Annotated in this window: 18 protein-coding genes; 12 read left to right on the top strand and 6 right to left on the bottom strand. The window is 53.4% G+C overall.

What is annotated here, in order from left to right; all coding sequences use genetic code 11:
- Positions 1-125 precede the first annotated feature (125 nt).
- The 3 genes from MHH78_RS04840 to MHH78_RS04850 are packed head-to-tail and all read left to right on the top strand — an operon-like array spanning position 126 to position 2,574.
- Positions 126-1,337 (top strand): MFS transporter, encoded by a 1,212-nt coding sequence (locus MHH78_RS04840; protein WP_341166760.1) that lies wholly within the window; start codon positions 126-128, stop codon positions 1,335-1,337.
- A gap of 60 nt (positions 1,338-1,397) precedes the next feature.
- Positions 1,398-1,922, top strand: coding sequence for a GNAT family N-acetyltransferase (locus MHH78_RS04845; RefSeq protein WP_341166761.1), 525 nt, complete (start codon positions 1,398-1,400; stop codon positions 1,920-1,922).
- Positions 1,912-2,574, top strand: a complete 663-nt coding sequence (locus MHH78_RS04850; protein WP_341166762.1) for an MOSC domain-containing protein — start codon at positions 1,912-1,914, stop codon at positions 2,572-2,574. The genes MHH78_RS04845 and MHH78_RS04850 overlap by 11 nt, the downstream gene beginning before the upstream one ends.
- 172 nt (positions 2,575-2,746) lie before the next feature.
- Here MHH78_RS04850 and MHH78_RS04855 read toward each other — a convergent pair whose 3' ends face one another.
- Positions 2,747-3,295, bottom strand: a complete 549-nt coding sequence (locus MHH78_RS04855; protein ID WP_341166763.1) for a GNAT family N-acetyltransferase — start codon at positions 3,293-3,295, stop codon at positions 2,747-2,749.
- Positions 3,296-3,337: 42 nt separating this feature from the next.
- Entirely contained in the window at positions 3,338-3,583 is a 246-nt protein-coding gene (locus tag MHH78_RS04860) for a DUF2164 domain-containing protein (protein WP_341166764.1), read from the bottom strand.
- Between the two features lie 278 nt (positions 3,584-3,861).
- Between MHH78_RS04860 and MHH78_RS04865 the strand changes: the two genes are divergently transcribed.
- Positions 3,862-5,565, top strand: coding sequence for a glutamine--tRNA ligase/YqeY domain fusion protein (locus MHH78_RS04865; RefSeq protein WP_076080992.1), 1,704 nt, complete (start codon positions 3,862-3,864; stop codon positions 5,563-5,565).
- 173 nt (positions 5,566-5,738) lie between these two features.
- Here the strand turns inward: MHH78_RS04865 and MHH78_RS04870 are convergent, their stop codons facing one another.
- Positions 5,739-6,956 carry an MFS transporter gene (locus MHH78_RS04870; RefSeq protein ID WP_076080883.1) on the bottom strand — a complete coding sequence of 406 codons (1,218 nt, stop codon included), beginning with the start codon at positions 6,954-6,956 and terminating at the stop codon, positions 5,739-5,741.
- Positions 6,957-7,196: 240 nt separating this feature from the next.
- On the opposite strand from MHH78_RS04870, the gene MHH78_RS04875 reads away from it, so the two are divergent.
- Genes MHH78_RS04875 through MHH78_RS04885 form a run of 3 tightly spaced genes read left to right on the top strand, consistent with a single transcriptional unit; the run spans position 7,197 to position 10,733 of the window.
- Positions 7,197-9,062, top strand: a complete 1,866-nt coding sequence (locus MHH78_RS04875; protein WP_341166765.1) for an ABC transporter ATP-binding protein — start codon at positions 7,197-7,199, stop codon at positions 9,060-9,062.
- A complete protein-coding gene (locus tag MHH78_RS04880; RefSeq protein ID WP_341166766.1) occupies positions 8,992-9,663 on the top strand; it encodes a response regulator transcription factor in 672 nt (223 codons plus the stop codon). Before MHH78_RS04875 ends, MHH78_RS04880 begins: the two co-directional genes overlap by 71 nt.
- A 2-nt stretch (positions 9,664-9,665) precedes the next feature.
- Complete coding sequence (locus MHH78_RS04885) at positions 9,666-10,733, top strand: sensor histidine kinase (protein ID WP_341166767.1); 1,068 nt, start codon at positions 9,666-9,668, stop codon at positions 10,731-10,733.
- Between the two features lie 199 nt (positions 10,734-10,932).
- Here MHH78_RS04885 and MHH78_RS04890 read toward each other — a convergent pair whose 3' ends face one another.
- On the bottom strand, positions 10,933-12,414 hold the full coding sequence (locus tag MHH78_RS04890; RefSeq protein ID WP_445668086.1) for an aminotransferase-like domain-containing protein: 1,482 nt from the start codon (positions 12,412-12,414) through the stop codon (positions 10,933-10,935).
- A 500-nt stretch (positions 12,415-12,914) separates the two neighbouring features.
- On the opposite strand from MHH78_RS04890, the gene MHH78_RS04895 reads away from it, so the two are divergent.
- From MHH78_RS04895 to MHH78_RS04910, 4 genes are all read left to right on the top strand, one after another.
- A complete protein-coding gene (locus MHH78_RS04895; protein ID WP_341166769.1) occupies positions 12,915-13,526 on the top strand; it encodes a LysE/ArgO family amino acid transporter in 612 nt (203 codons plus the stop codon).
- Between the two features lie 519 nt (positions 13,527-14,045).
- The gene (locus MHH78_RS04900; protein ID WP_340827655.1) at positions 14,046-15,440 is read left to right on the top strand and encodes a helix-turn-helix domain-containing protein; all 1,395 of its coding nucleotides are present in this window, start codon (positions 14,046-14,048) and stop codon (positions 15,438-15,440) included.
- A gap of 304 nt (positions 15,441-15,744) precedes the next feature.
- Positions 15,745-15,924: an aspartyl-phosphate phosphatase Spo0E family protein gene (locus MHH78_RS04905; RefSeq protein ID WP_341166770.1), complete on the top strand. Its 180-nt coding sequence runs from the start codon at positions 15,745-15,747 to the stop codon at positions 15,922-15,924.
- Positions 15,925-16,001: 77 nt separating this feature from the next.
- Positions 16,002-17,324, top strand: a complete 1,323-nt coding sequence (locus tag MHH78_RS04910) for a helix-turn-helix transcriptional regulator (RefSeq protein ID WP_341166771.1) — start codon at positions 16,002-16,004, stop codon at positions 17,322-17,324.
- A gap of 90 nt (positions 17,325-17,414) precedes the next feature.
- Here the strand turns inward: MHH78_RS04910 and moaA are convergent, their stop codons facing one another.
- Entirely contained in the window at positions 17,415-18,416 is a 1,002-nt protein-coding gene (gene moaA, locus MHH78_RS04915) for a GTP 3',8-cyclase MoaA (protein WP_341166772.1), read from the bottom strand.
- A 325-nt stretch (positions 18,417-18,741) separates the two neighbouring features.
- Here moaA and MHH78_RS04920 point away from each other — a divergent pair, with 325 nt between their 5' ends.
- The gene (locus MHH78_RS04920) at positions 18,742-19,437 is read left to right on the top strand and encodes a TorD/DmsD family molecular chaperone (protein ID WP_341166773.1); all 696 of its coding nucleotides are present in this window, start codon (positions 18,742-18,744) and stop codon (positions 19,435-19,437) included.
- Between the two features lie 894 nt (positions 19,438-20,331).
- Here MHH78_RS04920 and MHH78_RS04925 read toward each other — a convergent pair.
- On the bottom strand, positions 20,332-23,520 hold the full coding sequence (locus MHH78_RS04925) for an efflux RND transporter permease subunit (protein ID WP_341166774.1): 3,189 nt from the start codon (positions 23,518-23,520) through the stop codon (positions 20,332-20,334).
- Between the last annotated feature and the right edge of the window lie 61 nt (positions 23,521-23,581).

A 23,581-nucleotide genomic window follows, 5' to 3' on the forward strand; every position in this document is an offset into this window, starting at 1 on the left:
TCAATAGGATAATTCCCTGGTTTCCCGCGATACAGCATTAACGCGTATGCTTGCCCCGCCCCCTGTTTTGGGATGATACTGGATGAATTAATGACAGCTATGTTACAGGGGATGACAGACAAGATATGAGATTCATGCAGGCCTATCCGAAGGAAATTAAAGTATTTTTGATTGCCAGTCTTATTAATGCTACCGGCAGTGCGCTGATGTGGCCGCTGGTTACAATGTATGTATTCGATGAACTGGGACGCAGCATGAAGGACGCGGGAATTGTTCTGCTGGTGCAGTCACTTGGCGGAATTGCCGGACAGCTGCTGGGCGGTTCGTTGTACCATAAGGTAGGGGTCAACCGTCTGATTGTCGGCGCTCTGGCCATGAACGCCCTGACGCTGTTTGCGCTCCCGTGGGCGAGCGGAAGCTGGAGCGTATTCATTATCGTGATGGGTATGATGGGATTGTTTAACTCCCTCTCCCTCCCGGCGATCCAGGCGTTTATCGGTTTCCGGTTCGCGGAGCAGCGCGCAGAGCTGTTCAATATCATCTATGTTGCCAATAATATAGGGGTAGCCCTGGGAACCGCGCTGAGCGGCTTCCTGGGCAATTATATGCTGAGCTTTGTGCTTAACGGGGTGACCTCGGCCGTATTTGCCGGATTCTTCTTCGTCTATCTGCGCAAGGTAGGGACGGCTCCGGCTCACAGCACAGTATCGAAAAAGCAACCGCAGCATGAATTATCGGGCTGGAGACTCCTCGGCCATATACGGATCTATCTGTTCATGGCGGTGGGCTCGATGTTCCTGCTGATCGGCAATTCGATCTGGAACAGCGGAGTCTCCCCGTTCATTATCTCGGAAGGCTGGTCGAAGCAGCTATACGGCTTCCTCTGGACGCTGAACGGTGTGCTGATCTTCGCGGCGCAGCCGCTGGTCAGCCTAATCAAGCGCGGGTTCGCGCAGACGTCAACCGCGCAGATGACAGCAAGCGCCGTCTTTTACCTGGCCGGGTATGCTGTAATTCTGTTCTTGCCAAGCTATCCGGGGATGCTGTTGGGTATGGTGCTGGCTACCCTTGGGGAGATGCTGATCTCTCCGGCGATGCCTTCCTTCATCTCGGAGCATGCCCAGCGCAGCGCGCCGTTCTATCTCGGGCTGAGCGGCGGAATTGGCGCAATCGGCCGTGTCATCGGGCCTTATCTGATGGGTGTTCAGTTCGACAGGGGCGGTCTTGCGCCAACCGGCTGGCTCGCTTGCGGCATGGCTGTGCTGTCCGTAGGATTCTTCGCGCTCCACGCCTATATGAACCGTTCCGCTGTACAGCTTGAGCGCAGGACTGCATAATCGTTCATGCTGCAACTAATCCTTTTACTAACTGCTTAGTAAGGCAAGGGGTGTATAATAATGCAACCAATTAACAGAGATGCTGCACTGCTTATCCGGCCCTCCGAAATCAAGGATGCCCGTGAGCTGATCGTGCTCGATAATATGATCTGGACGGAGAATACAACCCCGGGTCCGCTGATGTGGCGCTCGCGGGAGGACTATCTGCTGCATGCGCCGCCCGGCTCCCAGCTTGTAGCATTGCAGGACGGGGAGCTATGTGGTTATGTTGGCTTCGGCTGTCCCAGCGGGATGGAGAGCAACCGCCATGTATGCGAGGTGAATATCGCTGTGCACCCGCGCTTTCAGCGGCTGGGTATAGGCAGTCGATTGATCGCGGAGATCAAGCGCCATGCCGCGGGGCATGGCATCCGCAAGCTGCGGCTGCGTGTGCTCTCCTGCAATACACCGGCACTTCAGTTCTACCGCAAATGCGGATTCGAGGAAGAGGGACGGCTGCGGGAGGAATTCTACTTAAGCGGACGTTATGTGGATGAAGTATTTATGAGCTGCAGGCTGACGGGAGGAGAAGGGGATGGAGAGTAAAGTGAAGATGCAAGTCGTCTCGCTTAATGTAGGCAAGCCGAAGACGGTGGAGTACCGCGGTAAGCCGCTGGACACCGGAATCTACAAGCTGCCGGTAGCCGGGCCGCTTGCGCTTCGGATGAGTGGGTTCACCGGAGACGGGCAAGCGGATCTGGTCAATCATGGAGGCCCTGACAAGGCAGTCTGCGTCTATCCGTTGGAGCATTATGCCCACTGGGAGGAGCGGCTTGGCCGGAAGCTGGAGGTTTCCGCCTTCGGCGAGAATATCACGGCGCGCGGACTGCTGGAGACCGAGGTGTGTATCGGGGATGTTTTTGAGATCGGTACAGCACTGCTGGAGGTCAGCCAGCCGCGCTTTCCGTGCTTCAAGCTTACGCAGAAGCATGGACCGGCGGATATGCCGGCCCAGGTGCTGTCCACGGGGTATAGCGGATTCTATTTCCGCGTGCTGCGTGAAGGCCGGGTGGCAGCCGGTGACCGGATTGTTAAGCTGGAGAGCGGTGCGGGAAGCTTCCCGGTGAGACAGGTACTGTACTCGATGGAGCATGGGCGTAAGGACCCTACCGGACTGGTTGAGCTGGCCGGACTGGAAAGCCTTGCGGCTGGTATCCGTGAGCGGTTCCAGAGATGGCTGGATGCGGCGGAGAGCTAGGGTGGTGAAGGGTAAGGGCAGGGGGTGTGGGCGGAGTAGGCAGAGCAGCTAGGAGAGCTGGGCCACCCGCCCTGCCCTGCAAAGTAAACAAATGGAAAATTGTATCTTAATCCGTCGACTTCAAGCAAATAACCGAAAACAAGTGGAAAAAGCCCAACTAAAATAGTTAGTTTCAGCCCAGCAGCTTCCATTCGCTGCGCAGCAGGCCGTACACTGCATGGTTCACATAACCACTAGGCAGCTTCTCCGCCTGGCGGATGACCCCTTCGAAGATAAATCCCAGCCGTTCGGGGATCGCTCTGCTGGCCATGTTGCCTGTGGCACAGCGGATCTCGATGCGGTTCAGCTCCAGCTCCAGCAGGGCGTAATCGACAAAGACCCGGCAGGCGCTGGTCATATAGCCTTGTCCCTCATAGCCTTCGCCCAGCCAGTAGCCGATGCCGACCGAGCGGTTATGCCAGTCAATCTCGTGATAGCCGATAATTCCGGCCAATTCCTCCCGGACCCACAGTCCGGCAGTGAAGCCGCCGTTATCAATCCCCTGCTTCACGGAGTTCTTGATGAACGTGGTAAGATGAGCCTGCTCGGCTACGCCATCCACCCAAGGCAGCCACTGCCTGAGCCGGTGGCGGGAGCGTTCCACCAGGGCGAACATCTGACGGGCATGCTCCGGCATGAGCAGCTTCAGCTTCAGCTCTTCATCTATGACATAATTAAACATGCGGCTGCCCCCTATGCGTTATGAGATATAACCCACGCTGAACTAACGCTTCCTCCACTCCAAGGCGTAGATGTCTTCCTCCAGAGCCTGCATGCGCTGGAGGGTAAGTGTGCGGCAGTCGCTAAGCGCCCCGTTATAGATCGCCGGTCCCAGCTCCTTCAGGAAGAACTCCAGCAGATTCTCTGCGGCCAGGTGGCCGATCGTTTCCCCGCGCTCCGTCTCGAAGTAGGTACGGATATTGTCCGTAATCATATCGCACTGCTCTTTAGGCAGTTTTACCGGTTGCATAAGCATCCCCCTTGTCTTAATATTCCTATATTTATCATGCTACTCCATCGCCGGGAGAGAAGTCAAAGGATGCGGGGCTGCTTAACTTTTAAAATATAAAAATTTATATGTTTCACACGATAACTTATCTTTCTATTTCTCGCTGAAACGGTACCGTCCTTTAAAAGCACGGCAATGCCGTTTCCACTTGTTGAACATTCCCTGCTTAACGGGTATATTAATAGGAAACATGTTCATACAAGGAAGTAGTTATATTACAGAATGAAAGGTTGATCAATGTGGAGAACCAGGGTACACCCTCCAATTTCATTAAGAACGTCATTACCGAAGATCTCCGCTCGGGTAAGGTTAAGGAAGTCGTCACCCGCTTTCCGCCGGAGCCGAACGGTTATTTACATATCGGACATGCCAAGGCGATCTGGATTAACTTCACGCTGGCGGATGAGTTCGGCGGCAAGACCCATCTGAGATTCGATGATACGAATCCGCTCAAGGAAGATACCGAGTACGTCAATTCCATCCAGGAGGATGTGAAATGGCTCGGGTATGAATGGGAGGAGCTGCGGTTCGCCTCGGATTATTTCGGGGAGATGTATGCGCGGGCCGAGCTGCTGATCAAGAAGGGCAAGGCCTATGTCGATGATCTCAGCGCCGAGCAGATCCGTGAATTCCGGGGAACCCTGACGGAGCCGGGGCAGAACAGCCCTTACCGCGAGCGTGGGGTAGAAGAGAACCTAGATCTGTTCCACCGCATGAAGGCGGGAGAATTCAAGGATGGCGAGAAGGTTCTGCGCGCCAAAATTGACATGTCCTCTCCTAACATCAATCTGCGTGACCCGGTCATTTACCGGATCTCCCACTCCCATCACCATAATACGGGCGACGCATGGTGCATTTACCCGATGTATACCTTCGCACATCCGCTGGAGGATGCCATTGAGCATGTCACCCATTCCCTCTGTTCCCTGGAGTTCGAGGACCAGCGCCCGTTCTATGACTGGGTTGTCGCGGAATGTGACATGGAGGCTGCACCGCATCAATATGAATTCGGACGCCTTAATCTGGCCCAGACCGTTACGAGCAAGCGCAAGCTGAAGCTGCTGGTCGATGAAGGCCATGTGGACGGCTGGGATGATCCCCGCATGCCGACGATCTCCGGGCTGCGCCGCCGCGGCTATACACCGGAGGCCATCCGCAGCTTCGTGCATGAGACCGGCATCTCGAAGAGCCAGGGGCTGGTGGACCTGCAGATGCTGGAGCACTTCATCCGTGAAGATCTCAAGCTGACGGTTCCCCGGACGATGTCTGTGCTGCGGCCGCTGAAGGTGGTTATTACGAATTATCCTGAAGGCGAGACCGAATACTTCGAAATTGAGAACAATGTGGAGAACCCGGAGATGGGCAACCGCCAGATTCCGTTCTCCCGTGAGATCTATATTGAACGCGATGACTTCATGGAGATTCCGCCGAATAAGTATTTCCGCTTGTTCCCCGGCAATGAAGTGCGTCTCAAGAATGCTTATTTCATCAAGTGCAACGACTTCATCAAGGACGAGAACGGCGAAGTGGTGGAGCTGCACTGTACCTACGATCCTGAGACGAAGAGCGGCAGCGGCTTCACCGGCCGCAAGGTTAAGGGAACGCTGCACTGGGTAGATGCAGGCCAGGCTGTACCGGCGGAATTCCGCCTGTATGAGCCGCTGATCTCTGCTGAAGAGGCGGAGACGGATGCTGAAGTAGAAGGTCTGGAAGCTTCCGCTGACAAGCCGGAGCCAACCTTCCTGGATCAGCTGAATCCGAAGTCCATCGAGATCCTGCAGGGCTTCGTGGAGCCTGGGCTGAAGGACAGTGTGGCACAGGACAAGTTCCAGTTCTTCCGTCACGGGTACTTCAACGTAGACAGCAAGTATTCGTCGCCGGAGCATCTGGTGTTCAATTTGATTGTATCCCTCAAAAGCTCCTTCCAGCCCAAGAAAGGCTAGAAGAGCTGCATATAAGCAGGCAGGCTTGGTCTCCCGCCGGGAGGCCAAGCCTGTTTGCTGTATCCAAATATAAGAATTTATATGTTTTACGCTATAAATTATCCTTCTATTTCTCGCTGAAACGGTACCGTCCTTTTAAAGGACGGCAAAGCCGTTTCCACTTGTGCGCATTCCTAATCTTCCGCCAACTCGTCCTCGGGATCAGCCGGAGGGCGGTAGCTGCCGCGAATGACAGTGAGCCACATCATTCCGAAGCCGATCGCCCCGAACAGGGCAAGAAGCGCACCGGATTGATACATCGTCTGCGCGCCGAGGGTCTGATACATCCAGCCGCCGAGGACGCCGCCAAGAATGCCGGAGATTCCGCTCCAGGTGAGCGTGTAGAGAGCCTGTCCCGAGGAACGGTAGGGCCTTGGCACCAGCAGCATAGTCAGCTGGGTTCCGACATAGAAGAAGCCGCCGAAGGTAATGGAGTGCAACACCTGAATAAGTGCGACCTGCAGCGGAGTCGTTGCATCGGCCATCAGCCACCACCGCAGGAAGAACAGCGCGCTGACCAGCGTGAGCGAGGCGAGCAGGACAGAGATTTTGCGCCGGAGAACGTAATTGCACAGGAGCAGCACACCCATCTCCAGGATGGAGGACAGGAACACAGCGAGACCGATCATGGTCTTGCTTCCCCCCAGCTCCGTGATGTACAGTGACACAAAGGTGTTATTCATCGTATTCGGAATCGAGACCAGGATGCCGAAGAGGATGAAGCACAGGAAGAACGGGTTATGGAAGATCTGGCTCATGCCTTTGAAGGGCAAGGGGGCAATTCCGATCGAATGGTCCAGCTTCGGCAGCGTGATCAGTGCAATCATCGCCGCACAGAGCAGTGATGCAAACAGATAGGACAGCACAGAGATGCCGGCCCATTCAATTACGGGACCGGCAAGGATGGCGGTGAAAGCCCAGCCTAGTGATCCCCATAACCGGAAAGAGCCAAAGCTGCGGCTGGTTCCGTCAATATAGCTGAGAATCATCGTGTTGCTCTGGGCAAACAGGGGCCCCTGGAAGAAATAGAAGAACAGAATGGAGATGTAGATCATTTCATATGTATTCGCCTGAAAGACAAGTTGAGTCAAGACCAGCGTTCCCGTCAGCATGACGAGGACAATCCGCCGGATATTCTGATACCGGTCACTCCAGATGCCCCAGAAGGGGTTGGCAATAATGGAGACCAGTGCGCCTACAGACATCAGGCTCCCGATCTCCAGCTTATTCATCCCTACATCCTGCAGATATAAGGGAAAGAAGCTGGTGAAGAGGACAACCGTTCCATATACGAAGAAGTTGAACCATTTCAGAGAGGTGAAAGACAGCTGCTTATCGAGATGATCCCGCAAACGTTGCACTCCTTTCCCGCTAGGATGCCTTGCATTCTTGCTGTGGCCGTCTTATGATGCCGCTGATATCACTGTAACATTTGTTGAAAAGGGATACAAACCAACTTTTATGGGGAACTACAAATCAATGGAAAAATATCTGTTTAACTTCAGTTTACATAGGCCAGTTATTCTGGGTTCTAAGGCGGAAGCGGGGCGCCACTGCTCCATGCATCTATCTGCCGGAAAAGGGGATTCCTTATGACAAACAAGCAAGCACCGCAGAAGCAGGGAGCGGCCATGAAGCCGTTCCTGAAGCTGCTGCACGAAACCAAGCCATCTTATCTGCTGCTGGCGCTGGCCCTTGGCCTCAGCATCATTTCGACCCTCGTCGGTCTGGTCATTCCCATGTTCACGAAGAATCTGGTGGACGGCTTCTCGCTGGCTTCTGTCAGCAAGCTGCAGATTGCCGGCATCGCCGGAGCGTTCATTGCGCAGACCGTGGCCGGCGGAGTCTCGATCTATCTTTTGAATGCCGTCGGGCAAAAAGTTGTGGCCGGTCTTCGTGACAGGCTGTGGCGCAAATTCCTGGTGCTGCCCGTCTCCTACTACAATGAGAACCGGACAGGCGAGAGCGTCAGCCGGATGACTAATGATACAGGAATTCTCAAGACACTGATCTCGGAGCATCTGGCCAGTCTGTTCACCGGCCTCATCTCCATTGTCGGCTCTGTCCTGGTGCTGTTCTATCTGAACTGGAAAATGACGCTGGTGCTGTTCACGGTGCTCCCGCTGTCGGCGCTCATTCTGGTGCCGCTGGGACGGCAGATGTACAAGATCTCTAAAGGCACGCAGGACGAGACGGCCTCCTTCACCGCTGTACTCAGCGGCGTATTGTCCGAGATTCGGCTGGTGAAATCCTCGGGCGCGGAGCAGAAAGAGTATGAAGCCGGGCGGAAAGGGATTATGAACCTGCTGGGCTTCGGGATTCGTGAGGGTAAGATCAGCGCCCTGATCAGCCCGCTGATCTCCTTCGTCTTCATGATGCTGCTGGTAGTTATTATCGGCTATGGCGGGATGCTGGTATCCTCGGGGGCGCTTACTGCCGGTGAACTGGTCGCCTTCATTCTGTATCTGATCCAGATTATTATGCCGCTGACGCAGCTGACGCAATTCTTCACCCAGCTCCAGAAGGCCAAGGGAGCCTCTGAGCGGATTATTGAGACCCTTGCCGCAGAGGAAGAGGTGTATGACGGCGTGGAAGAGGCTGAAGGCACAGAGGGACCGATTGCAGTGGAGGATCTCAGCTTCGGATACAAGACGGGCGAGAAGGTGCTCAGCAAGGTAAGCTTCACTATGCAGCCGGGGCAGGTGACTGCCATTGTCGGTCCGAGCGGAGGCGGTAAAACAACCCTGTTCTCGCTGCTGGAACGGTTCTATGAGCCGCATAGCGGAGTTATCCGGCTGGACGGCAAACCGGCATCGATGTTCTCCCTCAAATCCTGGCGGAAGAGAATCGGTTATGTCTCACAGGAAAGTCCGCTGCTGGCCGGTACTATTGCCGAGAATCTTGGATACGGGCTGGACCGCGAGATCAGCAATGAGGAGCTGAAGCGGGCGGCGGCCATGGCCTACGCTGACGGCTTCATTGAAGAGCTTCCGGACGGATACAACACGGATGTTGGTGAACGCGGGGTGAAGCTGTCCGGCGGACAGCGGCAGCGGATTGCCATCGCCAGAGCACTGCTGCGCGATCCGAAGATTCTCATGCTCGATGAGGCGACCTCAAGCCTCGACAGCCAGTCGGAGGCCGTGGTACAGAAGGCGCTGGGCAATCTGATGCAGGGCCGGACTACGATTGTGATTGCTCACAGATTAGCTACGGTGGTGAATGCGGACCAGATTATTTTCATGGAGAAGGGCCGGATTACCGGGAAGGGCACGCATGAGGAGCTGCTGAGGGACCATGAGCTGTACCGTGAATTCGCCGAGCAGCAGCTGCAGCTGAACACACCTGAGCTTCTGAGCCAAGGGATAGAGGAGGGTTCGACAGATTATGGTCAAAATACTGGTGGTGGACGACGATCCGCACATCCGCGAATTGGTGGGAGTGTTCCTGAGAGCTGAAGGGATGGCCGAGGTGCTGAGCGCTTCTGACGGACTGGAGGCGCTGCGGCTGCTCGAAGAGACTGCGGCGGATATGGCGATCATTGATATTATGATGCCGAATATGGACGGCTGGGAGCTGTGCCGGGAGCTGCGTAAGCAGTATGATTTTCCGATTCTAATGCTGACGGCCAAAGGGGAGACCTCGCAGATTGTCAAAGGCTTCGAGCTGGGCACAGACGACTATCTGGTCAAGCCGTTCGAGCCGCCGGTGCTAATCGCCAGGGTCAAGGCCCTGCTGAAGCGTTACCAGATTTCGGCCGCCCAGAGTGTTACCGTTGGCAGTCTGCGGATGAACCGCGCCACCTATGAGGTGCAGTCCGAGCATGGCGAGTTCACGCTGCCGCTGAAGGAATTCGAGCTGCTCTTCAAGCTGGCCAGTTACCGGGGGCAGACGCTGACCCGTGACCGGCTGATTGAAGAGATCTGGGGCTACGATTACGAAGGCAATGAGCGGACGCTGGATGTGCATGTAGGCCGTCTGCGCGAGCGGTTTCCGCAGGAGAAGTTCGGATTCTCCATTCGTACGATCCGGGGGCTTGGCTACCGGCTGGAGGGATAAGCATGAAGCGCAGAGTCATGAAGATATGGGAGAAAATCAGTATAGTTGGACCTATAGCCGGAATGTTGACCATGTTCTTTATCTCCTGGAACGGAAGCTATTTCGGCTCAAGGCTGCTGGTCCATTATTTTCACTGGTCCTTCTCCGAATACGGGTATCACCTGTTTGTTATGGCGATGCAGATTATCATCTTTTTCGTCTGCGGGGCGATGATTGCCTTTGCTACACGCGGCAAGGATCAGAACTTCTATAGGCCGATCCTTACAGCCATGCGGCAGATCTCTCAAGGCAACTTCAAGATTGAACTGGAGAACAGCGGCCAGTACCGGCAGTTCGGAGGGATTGTGGAAGGGATCAACGAAATGGCGAGTGAGCTGAGCCGGATGGAGCTGATGCGGCAGGACTTCATCGCCAGCGTATCCCATGAGATCCAGTCGCCGCTGACCTCGATCCGCGGGTTCGCTGCCGCGCTGCAAGAGGAGAACCTCAGTCCGGAGATACGCAAGCATTACCTGGATATTATAGAAGCGGAGAGCCGCCGTCTGTCCGGCCTGAGCGACAATCTGCTGAAGCTGTCCGTGCTGGATGCGGAGAGCTTCCCGTTCGAGCGGAAGCCCTATAGGCTGGATAAGCAGGTGCAGGCGATGATCCTGGCCGCAGAGCCGCAGTGGCTCGGCAAGGAGATTGAGGTGGAGGCCGAGCTTCAGGAGACCACCGTGACTGCGGTGCAGGATCTGCTGAGCCAGGTATGGACCAACCTGCTGCATAACAGCATCAAATTCACTCCGCAGGGTGGAAGGATCACTGTCACTATGCGCAATACGAGGGAGTGGGCGGAAGTGGAGGTCAGGGACAGCGGGATCGGCATGACCGAAGAGGAGCTGGCCCGGATCTTCGAACGGTTCTATAAGGCGGATAAGTCCAGAAGCGTCAGCAGCGGCAGCGGCAGCGGACTGGGACTCCCGCTCGTGAAGAAGATCGTGGAGCTCCACGAAGGCAGCGTACACGTAACAAGCCGCCCCGGAGAGGGGACGGCGTTCATCGTGCGGCTGCCGCAGCAGGGCGGATGAGCCTGCGGTAAAAGGTAATGATCAGATTGCTGACCAAGCCACAGTGTTCACCGGACAGGCGAGTGATTACGCAGGCGATGTCCTCCGGTTCCCCCAGGTATCCGAACAACATAGCCCCGAACCCATGACAGCCAGAGGATGTTGTCAGGGTTCGGGGCTATTTGCGCATTCGCTTGAGATAGGGCTGCGTTGTCTCCCATCAGAGTCCCCGCCGGATCATCTCTGCCAGCAGGGGGATGCCGCGCTCCAGTTCTGCCGCAGAGGCATAGGCGTAGGACAGTCTGAGATGCCTCCCGTCGCTGCGGTCATACAGATCGCCAGTATTCAGCAGCAGTCCGGCACGCAGCGCTGCGGTGAACAGCTTGCGCGGGGGGACAGCCTGGTGGAGCGACAGCCAGATATAGAAGCCGCCTGCCGGTATATTCCAGCTTGCCAGTCCGGTGCAATGGAGCTGCAGCAGCTCAAGCATGTGGTCGCGGCGCGCGCGTAGTCTGCCGCGCAGCACATGCACGTGCTCCTCATGATAGCCGCCCGTAAGCCAGCTGGCGGCCGCCAGCTGAGACAGGGAGCTTGCGCCGTAATCACTCTGCATCTTGATGTCGGCCAGCCGCCGGACGACCGGCTCTGGTCCGGCAATCCAGCCGATGCGCAGACCGGGGCTGGCGGCCTTGGACAGGGTGCCCAGATGCAGGACCCGTCCCTCATGATCCAGTGCCTTCAGCGGCGGTGGAGGAGGAGCGTCCAGCCATAATTCCTGATAGGCCCCATCTTCCAGAATGGGCAGGCCCAGCCTGCCTGTGAGCTCCATCAGCTCCCGGCGGCGCTCGGCATCCATCAGGATTCCGGTAGGGTTATGAAAAGAAGGGATGCTGTAGAGCATCGCCGCCTTACTGCGGACCGCCTCGGCTGCAAGCTGCTCCGGGATCAGACCACGCCCGTCCATAGGCAGGCCGCTGAATTTCACCCCGGCAGACTGAAAGGCGTGAATCGAATACAGATAGGACGGCTTCTCCAGCAGGATAGAAGAGCCGCGCGGCAGCAGCCCGAGGGCAATCAGCTGCAGCCCCTGAAGGGCACCGGAGGTGATCAGAATGGAGTCCGGTCCAGCGGTAATTCCGCTCCGGTCCAGTAACCGGCTGACCGCCGCCCGCAGCGCCGGACTACCGAGCGGCTCCTCATAGGAGAGAGGAGGAAGAACGCGCTGCGCGAGTCCGGCCAGCACCTCGTTCATTGCGGCTCCGGGCAGCAGCTCAGGCGCTGGCTCACCCGTGCCAAGGCGGATCAGACCCGGCTCATACTCGAGCCGGTTAATGTCCTGGATGGTGGGCAGGTTGGGATAGTGAATTCCCTCCTCTACATAGTCATTCCAGTTGCCTGAGCGTTCCGGCCCGGCTGGAGCCGCTGCGTTTACCGTATCTGTACGGCCGATAGGCGGCCGCCCGCCTGTAACTATTGTTCCGCCGCCGCGTCTGCCTTCAATCAGGCCAAGGGCGGTAAGCTGGCCCAGCGCTGTAACCACTGTGCTGCGGTTCACGCCGAGCTGGCGGCACAGCACCCGCTGCGGGGCCAGCCGCATGCCGGGCGGCCAGGCCCCGGTGGTGATCTTGGTCAGGAAGTAGTCGAAGATCTGACTATGCAGCGGCAGCGGAGAAGCCGGGTCCGGCTTCCATGTGTCCAGCAGGCCGGAGCCAGCACCAGCTTGCTGCGTTCCAGGAGCTGCGGGCCGAGAATCGTCCGTATATACGGATGGGCCGGGCGTGCCTAAGTCTGTTGTTGTATGGTTGTACCGTTGAGGATGTGTCAAGGGCAGGTTCCTTCCGGACGAAATAATGTACAAAAGCGAAAAACTGAACACATTATGCTTCAGCGCAGGCAACCGGCCCCAATGTATGCGAAAAACTGAACACATTGTGCCACTGCGAGGGCTACCGAGCGATTGTCGCTCCTCACAGCCGCTATTGAATAGCATAGCCCTCATTTCTTTCTCTCTTTCGTTCCTTCTTTCTTCCAGTCTACCATGATTCCTCCGCTTTCATTCGTCTTGGTTGGTAAGTGGCGAAGAACTTGGATGGTTACGGAAGTCACTAGGTCAGGGTACGATCATTAGGCTATAACCGGAGGAAGCCTGTGAAGCTGGTTTACCCTGGAAGCATCATAAGGAAGATAGAAGGGGGAAAAGAAATGGTACAGGCCATTATACATGGAATCATCCTGGCCTTCGGGCTGATTCTGCCGCTGGGCGTACAGAATATATTCGTCTTCAATCAAGGGGCACAGCATACGAGATTCCGCAGTACGCTGCCTGTCGTTCTGACAGCGGCAGTCTGCGATACGCTGCTTATCGCTGCGGCAGTCGGCGGAGTTTCCTTGGTCATTCTTTCGGTGAGCTGGGTCACGCCTGTTATATATGGAGCGGGCATTCTGTTTCTCACCTTCATGGGCTGGAGAATCTGGCGCTCTACTCCAGCGAAGGATGAGTCGGGCCGTCTCTCGCCGAAGGGACAGATACTCTATGCGCTGTCTGTCTCCCTCCTGAACCCGCATGCCCTTCTAGATACGGTGGGCGTGATCGGGACCAGCTCGCTGCAATACGATGGGCTGGTGCGTTGGGTCTTCGCGGCGGCGACAGTGACTGTCTCCTGGCTCTGGTTCCTGGGTCTTGCTGCAGCGGGCCGCCAGCTCGGCAGGCTGGATGCTTCCGGCAAAGTCATGAAGGGGCTGAATACCGTTTCCGCCCTGTTGATCTGGGGGATCGCCGTTTATATGGGAGTTCAGCTGTGGGGGCTGTTGTAATGCATACGAAGCTGGCTCCAGATATTCAAGTCATTTAACTGACTATTTTAGTTTGTACTTACTTTACTCAATAGATCTGTTAATTCTTTAGAGCTGCGATCTTTTAATTTCAACATTTTTTCGCTATTGCTATCTTTAATCAGAAATCCACTTTTGGTTTTAAAATCTAAATAAAGGCTGAATCTCACAACTTCGGTATCTGCGTAAGTAACATTCATTCGATACGTTGGTGGACCCACATCAATAGTATTAATGAAATTGAAATGATGCAGATTCTTTTCATAAACGCTCCCCTTAATGAAATGTTTCTGGCCTTTATTCAATAACTTCTAAATTGTTGATTCAGCCCTTATCCGTAAGATTCGGCAAGCCCGTTGCCAAACTGTTTCGAATTCTTCACACTTTCGAGCTATAGTTGTTTTATTTGACTCTATTCTATTGACGGTTGAAATCCCATCCTCTACCATACAGATATAAACATAATGTTCTAAATTATGGAATGTGGGAGGTGGTGTTGCTTTGAAGCCTGCAGTCATGATTCGAGACCAGCTTGCAGATTATTTAACCCAGCAGGGGTTGTCCATTAATCAGTTCGCCATAAAATCTGGCATTAATTCCGGGACACTGAGCCGGATTATTAATGGCCATCAGCCCATTGCCATGAGCCATCTGGAGTTAATCACTGCGGGAATGGGGGTGAGCGAGGATTTTTTTTACAGTCTGTATGTGGAGGAGTGTTTCTATTATTCGGCACCGACCTGGCGGCGGCTTCGCCCGTTCATTGTGAAGTGTGCGGAACTGGGGCGAACGGATTGTATCGGGCGTCTGGTGGAGAACCTGCTGGATAATCTGACCTATGTTCCCATGCTGTATGAAGTAGCGGAAGGCTTGTTCCAACAGGGCCACTGGCCGGCGGCGGCACTCCTCTATGAGAACGTAAGCGCCAGCGAGAAATACCAGTATTCCGAACGCTTGGCCACCTGCCAATACCGCCTGTTCCAGATTGCCCTGGGTGATGACCAGAGCACGAACCTGCGCGCAGCCACTCTGTTCGAGAGCTACATCCCGCGCCTGAATGAGGCGGATCAGCTGGATGGATTGAAGGATCTAGCCAATGTATATAGTTCACTTCATAAATGGAACAAGGTTGAAGATCTAGCCAATGAGTTATACCGGATTGCTTCAATTCAATATAGCTTACAATTTTCTTCGAATCAGAATCGGAGTGCGCTCAGGCATTCCAAAAGGCCGATATATGGTTACATATTATATTCCCATTTGCTAAAGTCATTGGTCTGTGAAGAGGAAGGAAATTATGCAGAGGCATTAAAACTTGTATCCATGTATGCAGATGGTAGTTGGATAAGAGAGCAAACTGATGAAGCTAAGCAGACCATTGCTCAATTTCAAGAGTGGGCTACAGCAAACAACTATTTGTACCGTATCATGGACGGTGAACAAGGAGTAATAGCAGAATATGTCGAATATATTTCAATAAGAGAGAGTGAAATTTTCACAGGGTTATTCAGAATTATTCAAGCTGCAAATCGATATGACTGGAATGTTGACTCTATTTTATTAAGATTCTATAAACATCTGCCATTGAGAGATTATCCTAACCCATTTGGTGACTATCATAAACAAGTGAAGTTAGACCACTACGCACAGTTTCTAATAGAATTAGCAACCTATTACTTACAGCACAATCGAACTGAAGGGGTCCAGACTGTACTGCAGAGTCTTCTGTTCTCTATTCAAATTAACAGTGAAGTCAAGATCATTAAATGTATAGATTTATTTGAACAGCACCGTGATAGAGCTAATCACGAACAAAAGAACCAGTACAAAAATTACATTAGTGAGGTGCGAAACCATTATGAGAAGAAAAGGCACACTACTGCTAGTCTTGTGTAGTCTAGTATTAATGCTTGTTGCTCCAGTGGCATATGGTGATCCAGTCAATCCAAATAATACAGGTAAACTTTCAGTTCTGGTTGAACCAATGGGACATGGACATGGTGGATATTGAGAGAAATCTCATATTAGCGTATAAGATCAGAATGGACGCTCCAGAGTCATTGGGGCGTCTTTTTTATGGACAACTTCTATCTCGTCAGAGCTTTGTCAATATATTCACTTTAACAGATAATGCAATCAGTCCAATATTTTGTAGTTTTACATAAAAATCTATAATGTTGCATAAGGAGGCGGGATTCCCATGCATAGTCCAGCAATCGTTAGAATTCGCATAGAACAAGCTAGAAGTAAGCTTCATAAATTACATATTCAATACGGCGGTTTCAATCATCCGCAGGTCTTACGGCAATCGGTAGTACTGGATGAATTGCTCAATGCGTACGATAACGCCTACCGGATGAATAAGAGGCCGCCCGCTTAAGCACTACACAAGAGAAACAATCGGAGAGTCAGATATAAGTTCCAATGGACATGTGTATAAAAAAGGTGGTAAATGCTGTGGAGCATACAGTCAAAATTCGAGACGAGATAGCGGCGTATCTCACAAAACATAAACTGTCTATTAATCAGTTTGCGATTGCCAGCGGAATTCATTCCGGCACACTGAGCCGTGTGATGAAAGGGCAGCAGGCTTTGGCGATGAATCATTTGATCCGCGTGACAAGCGGGATGGGACTGCCAGAGGATTACTTTTACAATATGTATGTGGATGAATGTTTATACGATTCGACACCGACTTGGCGGCGCTTGCGGCCATTCCTGCTGCAATGCGCGGCATTATCGCGTCTGGATTGTATAGAGCAGGTTGTGCAGAATTTACTCGATAATCTGCTGTATGCACCGTTGCTGTTCGAGGTTGCCGAGGAGTTATTTGAGCAGGAGAACTGGCAGGCCGCAGCATTAATCTATGAAAATGTGGGGGCCAGCGAGAAATATCAGCACTCTGAGCGCCTGGCGCTCTGTCAATACAGGCTGTTCCTGATTAACCTCGGGGATGATCCGCAGAAGAATCTAATCGCGGCCGCCATACTGGAGAATTACGTGGACAAGCTGGATGAAATCAATCAGTTGGATGCGCTGAAAGAGTTGGCGGATATCTATCTTGCGCTTCAGAAATGGGACAAGGTATCTGAGGTTGTAGAAGAAATGCTCCGAGTGGCCTCCGTCCATTATGACCTTCATGGTGAATCAGGCCGTAAGCATAGAGATCATAAGTTATATAAAAGGCCTCTGTATACATATATATTATATGCTCAGCTTATGAGATCCTGTGTTTATGAAGAGATTGGAGATTACAAAACTGCACTCGATATGATACCTATATATATGGATCATAGCTGGATACGGGAAGATGACGAAGAAGCATGGCGTATTAAGGCTCAATATATAGACTGGGGAACGGCTAATACGTATCTTTACCGCTTAATGGATGGGCAGATTGAGGTTCTTGATGCATATGTCGAATACATCTCAAATCACGAAAATGAAATATTCATGGCGCTGTTCAAGATCGTTCAAATGGCTAATCAGTATAAGTGGGACGTGGATCATGTTTTACAGAGATTTGCGGATTATATTCCGTACCGGAAGATTTATAGTATCTTTGGTGAACATAACAAATTCCTCCATGAAAAAAACTACACCCAATTCTGCAGCGAGTTAGCAACCTACTATCTCACCCGCAAACGGTACAAAGGCGATGATGTGATTATGCAAAGCGTAGACTTATCCGCCAAATTAGACAGTGAGCAGCAGGTGATCCGGGGGACGATATCTGTGGATTTTGAAATTGCGATTTCAGAGTTTCCGAAGTCGGGTTGAAGCACATACAAGCTTCCACGACTATGAATGTGTTATAAAGACAGGCCCATGAACTTGTTCATGGGCCTGTTACATTTTTCTCTGTGTCACCTACCCGCCAATCTGCGACATGCGGCGGGCGGTGGGGGTGTGGCTCTGGGCTTTGTGCTCCAGGGCCAGGGCCATTTCATGATTATGCGGCTTGTTGCCGAGCGCCTCGCGGAACAGGGCCTGCACCGCCGCAGGGTCGCTGATCAGCGGGCGCACATTATATTCGTCCTGCCAGTACAGGCAGGCTTTGATGTTGCCGTCGGCAGTCAGGCGCAGGCGGTTGCAATTGTCGCAGAAATGCTCGCTGACCGGATGGATCAGCCCGAAGGTTCCCTTCGCGCCGGTGACACGCCGGTTCTGGGAAGGGCCATTCCCGGAGGGCATGTCGGCCTCCTCGGTGGTCCAGCCCGCTTCCTTGCAGGCCTCTACTACAGTCTCCAGCGGCAGATAGGTCTGCCGCCAGGCATCGCTGGCGCTGCCAATCGGCATGTATTCAATGAAGCGAACATTGAGCGGGCCGTTCAAGGTCAAGGCGATGAAATCCTTAATCTCGTCATCGTTGATGCCTTTCATCAGCACGACATTCAGCTTGATCGGGGACAGGCCGGCGGCTTCTGCGGCTTCAATTCCCTTCAGCACCTTGGCAACATCGCCGCCGCGGGTAATCATCGAGAAGCGGTCCGGCCGCAGCGAATCCAGGCTGATGTTCACCCGGGACAGCCCGGCCTGCTTCAGGATATCCGCTTTGGCTGGCAGCATCAGCCCGTTCGTCGTCAATGAGATATCTTCAATGCCGGGTATAGCGGAGATCATGGCTACCAGCTTCTCCAGATCCTTGCGGACCAGCGGTTCGCCCCCCGTCAGCCGGACCTTCCGCAGGCCCAGGGGCGCAAGCGCCTCCACCACAGCGGCAATTTCCTCGTAGCTCATAATCTCGTCCTGCGGCTGGAATTGCATTCCTTCGGCGGGCATACAATAGATACAGCGCAGGTTGCAGCGGTCTGTAACCGAGATACGGAGGTAATCATGTATGCGTCCAAAAGGGTCAGTCAGCGGCTCCATAGCGTTGCTCCTTCACCTGTTGATTTTAGTTTAAATTTTAAAGAAACCATTCCGCCGCGTCAATGCACAGCGGACAATCTAAAGCATAGGGGGACAGAAGGCCAAAGCAGCAGCCTAATTATGACAAAAGTGCGACAATTCCAGGGAATGGTCATAGAATGCTCACCGAAAGCGCTTATCATATTCGATATAATTTAGGTGCGGAAGATTCAAACTTTAGATACTTTTACTTTTGCGAAGCACAGCTATGATACCGGAAGGCTCAGGCGGCGATCCCTAAGGATACCCCGGGTATCCGGCAAACTATGTAGGGAGGATTTGCAAAATGACCATACCAACTGTTCCATCGCTTGTCGTGCCGGAGGCTTGCAGCCGCTGGCTGGAGAGTCGGGGATTAATATATCAGCTGCTGGTGGACTTCTATGGAAGAAAACCATCACTCTCACTGGTCGCCCAGTGGAGCCGTAACCGTGAGATGAGTGTCGCTGCGGAGATGACCGAAGGCGGCCGTGAATTGAAGCGTTACCTGTGCAGCCAGGAGCCGTCGATGCTACCGGCCATCTGTGAGAAAGAGAAACTCGAATACAAACGTCTGATGAATGAGCGGGCCGTCAGCTCCTTCGTGGCCCGTGAAGCGGCTCAGCTGGGCCGTGAGGAAGAATTCTGCAACGTGCTCTCGGATGTGTACGCTTCGGCGGGGATTGTCTTCAAGAAGTGCAGCGGCGAAGCCGACGACCACATTGCCATTGAGCTGGAATTCATGGCCGTGCTGCATGAACGGATGCTGTACAACAGCTTCTCGATCCGCAGTGCGATGGAGCTTCTGGAGATTCAGGAGCGATTCCTTGAGGAGCATCTGCTGAAGTGGACTCCACAATTCTGTGCGAGAATGAACGCTGCCACCGAGAGCCCGCTGTATCTGGGACTCAGCCATATGCTGGAGGAATTCCTGCCGCAGGATCTGCATATGCTGCGTGCCTGGAAGGCTTCGCTGGAGAGCAGTGCCGCAGCCATGGCTTAATAAGCATCCATACTCAATCAACAAGGCGCCCTTCCATCAACTGGAGGGGCGCCTTATTTCTGCTCGGGGTTTACGTGCTTTAAGTGTAGTCTCTACAACTAAAATGATGCTCGAACGCTAGCAAATGGTTATAAATGTAGTCTGTACAACTAAATATCCCGATTTTTCCTAAAACAAGCGATAGCGTTGTTTTTAATTGTACGGAATGCAGTTATCCCGACAAATCAGGCTTTTCACCATCATTTAGGTGTACAAAATACAATTAGCGGATAAATGGTATAATAAAGTCATATGGGATATTCAAAGGAATGATTTAATTGAGAAGATCATTGAAACGAAAGCAGGCCGCCCTATCGTGTGTTAAGTCATCCCTTGCAATTGAAGGAATTCATCTTACTGTACAAGAAAATCAGGTGTTAATAGATAGAAGTAATGGACGTATGAAAAATTCTGAGTTTTTAGCTCGTCCATTAGAAATGGCTAAGAATGTATGAGCAAGAGGACTCTAGGTACTGTTACCCTGGTACGATGGATTTACTGATAGAAGAAGCAGATTAATTGGTATCATTAGTAGTACATAAAGATAGGCGCCCTTTCATCAATCGGAAGGGCGCCTTATTTCTGCTCGCGGGGTCTTGAACTTAAGCTTTCACTTTATAGGTTTTGATTGAAAGAAAATACAAAAAGCGTGTAGGATCGGAGGGGGATTTTGGAACTGTAGGAGCGGTAGCGTCCGCCTTTGTCTCCGGATTTCTACCGCAACAAGCGGTCTAAATCAGGAAATCTGGAGACAACAGCGGCCGGAAGTCCAAATATCCACCGTAGTGACGTCTGAGCTTTACGCTACGTTCTTACGATCAGCTCATATAACTGAAACTGAAGTTCATCCCCTATTTATTCGTAAGTCTTCTTACTCCGAAACTTCATCAGGAACTCATACACCACCGGTACAACGACCAGGGTCAGCAGCGTGGAGCTGACGAGACCGCCGATGACGGTTACGCCAAGCCCCTTGGAGATGATTCCGGCGCTGTTCTCCAGGCCTGTAACCAATGGTAGCAGGGCGCCTATAGTAGCGAGCGCAGTCATGAGAATCGGGCGAAGGCGGGTAGCCCCGGCCTCAAGCAGCGCCTTGCGTGTAGACATTCCCTCTTGTTCCTTATGGATTACCCGGTCAATCAAGACAATTGCATTGGTGACCACGATACCGATCAGCATCAGCGCACCCATCAGTGCGGAGACGTTCAAGGTCTCGCCGGCCAGGAGCAGGGCAACAAGAGCGCCGATGACTGTGAACGGCAGCGAGAACAGGATGGCGAACGGTGCCAGACCGCCGCCGAAGGTGACTACGAGCACGAAGTATACAATCGCAATAGCCGCGAGCATGGCGATGCCAAGCTGTCCGAAGGTCTCATTAATCTGCTCGGTGACTCCGCCGAAGGTGATGGTCACGCCGTCCGGGAGATCAAGAGCCTCTATTTTGTCCTGCACAGCCTTGGAGGCACTATTAATGTCACTGGAGATAATGTCGGCGGTTACCTCGACTTTCATTTTGCCGTCTTCACGGGTAATGGAATCCGGGGACTGGCCCTGTTCGATGCTTGCTACCTCGCCAATCGGTACAGTAATACCCAGTGGAGAAGTGAGCGTGGCGGCCTTCATTTCTTCAATGCTGCTGTAGGAATCCTTGTCCGTCTCAATGTAGACCTTGTAATTCTTGCCGTCCAGCTCTACCTCAGTCAGTACAGGCCGGGTTCCGGCAGGGCTCAGCTTCATCGCAAGCTGTCCGGCCGTTAGGCCCAGTGAGCTAAGCTTGGCCTGGTCAGCGACGATGGTGTATTGATCATAGGCTTCAGAGAGGCTGGTCTTCCCGTCTTTGAAGTTCTTGGTGTCTGCCTGAACGATCCCGGCAATGTCATCGGCTACCGGTTTGAGCTGCTCCAGCGTATCGCCGAAGATGTTAACAGTAAGGGTACTGCCGCCGAGTCCGCCTCCCGCCATGCCGGACAAATCGCCCCACACGCCATCCGGCACCTCTTGGCTCAAGCCTTCAATTAACTTCTCCTTCACGGTATCGAAATCAGGCGTGTTGCTGTCATACGTGACATAGAACAAGCCTGAATTGCCTGAGCCCATTCCGAACGGGCTGCTGCCGCCGATCGAATATTGCATTTTATCAAGATGCTCCTGCGCCAGAATGTACTTCTCCGCCTTCAGGCCCAGCGCCTTCACATCCTCCAGCGTCTGCCCGGCCTTCGGGGAGAAGGTAAGCGTAACATTCTTCTCTTCCTGGGAAGGCAGGAAGCTGACGCCGATCGGCTTAATCAGGAACAGACTGCCTGCCAGCAGCAGTACAGCAACACCCAAGGTGATCAGCTTATGCGAGAGACACCAGTCCAGGATTCGGACATACCCGCCCGCCAATGCGCCGGGCTTGTCTTCGTGACCCTTTTTCCCCTTCTTGAGTCCATTGCGGAACAGGGTATGGGCCAGTGCAGGCACCAGGGTAATGGCAACCACCAGTGAAGCCAGCAGCGCGAATACCATAGTGAGGGCAAACGGCAGGAACAGCTCACCGACCATCCCGCTGACAAAAGCGAGCGGCAGGAAGACGGCAATCGTCACAATGGTTGAGGACATAATCGGCACAAACATCTCACGGGTAGCCGCGCTGATCAGCTCTCTGCCGCGAAGCTTTTCGCCGGACAGCGTAAGCCGCCGGAAGATGTTCTCAATGACCACGATGGAGTCATCGACTACCCGCCCAATGGCCACGGTCATGGCGCCGAGTGTCATCATGTTCAGCGTAATATCCATTTGCCGCAGGCATAATACTGCAATCAGCAGTGATAATGGAATCGAGATAATAGAAATAATGGTAGAACGGATATTGCGCAGGAACAGCAGGATGATAAGCACGGCGAACAGGGCGCCGAAGGCAGCCTTGGATAGCATCGTGTTCACGGAATCCTCAATCGGCTTGCCTTGATCCAGCAGTACGGTGAGGTCCATCGACTTGTATTGTTTCTTCAGTTCTTCTGTCTTGTCCTTGACCCCGTTCACGACATCGACGGTGTTGGCATCATTGGCCTTCACAATCTGAATCCCGATCGATTCCTTGCCGTTGGTGCGGGAGATTGATTCCGATTTGCCGACCACCTCGATAGTGGCAAGCTCGCTCAGCTTCACCGTCGGCAGCCCAGTCATAGCGCCAGCGCCGTTATTGCCAGCCGCAGCATTGGTGCCGCCAGCAGCACTAGCACCACCTGAAGCTGCACCGCCTGCCTCCCCGGCTCCCGCACCGGCAGCTCCTGCTCCGGCAGCGCCAGGGGCGGAAGGAACCAGCGGAATGCTGACATTCTGCAAGTCCTCCACCGTAGTGATGTTGCCGTCAACCACAACAGCCTTCTGTGACTTGTCCATCTCGAACAATCCGAGCGGCACCCGCAGGGAGGAGGCCTGGATGATGCCTTTGATCGTATCCTCGGTCAGCCCGTATTGCTTCAGCTTCTCCTGATTGAACTTCAGGGAGACTTCTTTGACATATTGTCCGGCAATCTGCACAGAGGCGACGCCTTCGATATCCTCCAGCGCCGGGCGGATATCATTCTCGGCAACCCGGGTCAGCTCCTCCAGATCGCCGGAGCTCTCATCAGAGATGCTGAGGGAGATGACCGGCAGCGAGCTGAGGCTGAAGCGCGAGATTTGCGGCTTTTGCACCTCATCCGGCAGCTTCACCTCGTTCAAGGCTTCCCGCACTGCTGCTGTGGCATTGTCCAGGTTCGTGCCGTAGTCGAACTCAATGGTGACGCTGGAGGCGTTCTCCAGAGAGGTAGAGGTCAGCATTTTCACGCCGTCTACATTGCGGAGCTTCTGCTCCAGCGGCTTGCTGACGTCATTCACGACCCCTTCGGGTGCAGCTCCGGGATAAATAGTAGTAATGCTGAGATAAGGGATACTAATGTTAGGCAGGGTCTCCTGCTTCATAGTCAATCCGCTGTACAGACCGGCGAAGACAATAATGATCGTCAGCAGCCAGACGGCGAATTTGTTGCGGAGCGAGAAATTAATTAGGCTTTTCATCAGTAAAAAGAACCTCCAGTACATTTAATCTTGATATTACAGGCGTGCCGCATCTGCGCTT

Origin of the sequence: Paenibacillus sp. FSL H3-0333, from assembly GCF_038002805.1 — a bacterium.
GTDB lineage: Bacteria > Bacillota > Bacilli > Paenibacillales > Paenibacillaceae > Paenibacillus_AQ > Paenibacillus_AQ silagei.

What these genes read in the sequence shown, in the direction of transcription:
- MHH78_RS04840 (WP_341166760.1), top strand. Translation starts at nt 126, where the DNA reads ATGAGATTCATGCAGGCCTATCCGAAGGAAATTAAAGTATTTTTGATT.
- MHH78_RS04845 (WP_341166761.1), top strand. Translation starts at nt 1,398, where the DNA reads ATGCAACCAATTAACAGAGATGCTGCACTGCTTATCCGGCCCTCCGAA.
- MHH78_RS04850 (WP_341166762.1), top strand. Translation starts at nt 1,912, where the DNA reads ATGGAGAGTAAAGTGAAGATGCAAGTCGTCTCGCTTAATGTAGGCAAG.
- MHH78_RS04855 (WP_341166763.1), bottom strand. Translation starts at nt 3,295, where the DNA reads ATGTTTAATTATGTCATAGATGAAGAGCTGAAGCTGAAGCTGCTCATG.
- MHH78_RS04860 (WP_341166764.1), bottom strand. Translation starts at nt 3,583, where the DNA reads ATGCAACCGGTAAAACTGCCTAAAGAGCAGTGCGATATGATTACGGAC.
- MHH78_RS04875 (WP_341166765.1), top strand. Translation starts at nt 7,197, where the DNA reads ATGACAAACAAGCAAGCACCGCAGAAGCAGGGAGCGGCCATGAAGCCG.
- MHH78_RS04880 (WP_341166766.1), top strand. Translation starts at nt 8,992, where the DNA reads ATGGTCAAAATACTGGTGGTGGACGACGATCCGCACATCCGCGAATTG.
- MHH78_RS04885 (WP_341166767.1), top strand. Translation starts at nt 9,666, where the DNA reads ATGAAGCGCAGAGTCATGAAGATATGGGAGAAAATCAGTATAGTTGGA.
- MHH78_RS04895 (WP_341166769.1), top strand. Translation starts at nt 12,915, where the DNA reads ATGGTACAGGCCATTATACATGGAATCATCCTGGCCTTCGGGCTGATT.
- MHH78_RS04905 (WP_341166770.1), top strand. Translation starts at nt 15,745, where the DNA reads ATGCATAGTCCAGCAATCGTTAGAATTCGCATAGAACAAGCTAGAAGT.
- moaA (WP_341166772.1), bottom strand. Translation starts at nt 18,416, where the DNA reads ATGGAGCCGCTGACTGACCCTTTTGGACGCATACATGATTACCTCCGT.
- MHH78_RS04920 (WP_341166773.1), top strand. Translation starts at nt 18,742, where the DNA reads ATGACCATACCAACTGTTCCATCGCTTGTCGTGCCGGAGGCTTGCAGC.
- MHH78_RS04925 (WP_341166774.1), bottom strand. Translation starts at nt 23,520, where the DNA reads ATGAAAAGCCTAATTAATTTCTCGCTCCGCAACAAATTCGCCGTCTGG.